General features: G+C 58.3%; 1 protein-coding gene. It reads right to left on the reverse strand.

Annotated features, from left to right (window positions below):
- Nucleotides 1-587 (reverse strand): cbb3-type cytochrome c oxidase subunit I (locus AC1D75_RS27070; protein ID WP_495518437.1); only part of this gene is annotated, 587 nt, incomplete at both ends.

Below are 587 nucleotides of genomic sequence, written 5' to 3' on the forward strand. Positions count from 1 at the left end.
CGGTCGACCTCGAGTCCCATCAGAGCTGCGGTCAGCAGCGGAAACGCCATCAAAATCAGGACACTGGTCACCAAAATGTTCCAGGTGAAGATCGGCATCCGAAACATCGTCATACCCGGCGCACGCAAGCAGGCCACCGTGGTCACCATGTTGACCGCACCGAGAATGGTGCCCAGCCCCGACACACCCAGCCCCATGATCCACAGGTCGCCGCCCGGTCCGGGCGAATGGATCGAATCAGTCAAGGGCGTGTAGGCAGTCCAACCGAAGTCAGCCGCACCACCAGGGGTGATGAAGCCGAGCAGCGCAACGGTCGAGCCGAACAGGAACAGCCAAAAACTGAACGCATTCAGTCGCGGGAACGCAACGTCCGGAGCACCGATCTGCAGCGGAAGCACAACATTGGCAAAACCGATGACGATCGGAGTCGCATACATCAGCAACATCACGGTGCCATGCATGGTGAAAAGCTGGTTGTACTGCTCGGTCGACAAGAACTGCAGACCGGGAACAGTGAGCTCGGCGCGCATCAACAGCGCCATCAAACCGCCGATGAGAAAAAACGCAAAACAGGCGACCAGATACAT

Source organism: Williamsia sp. Y712 (assembly GCF_059445525.1).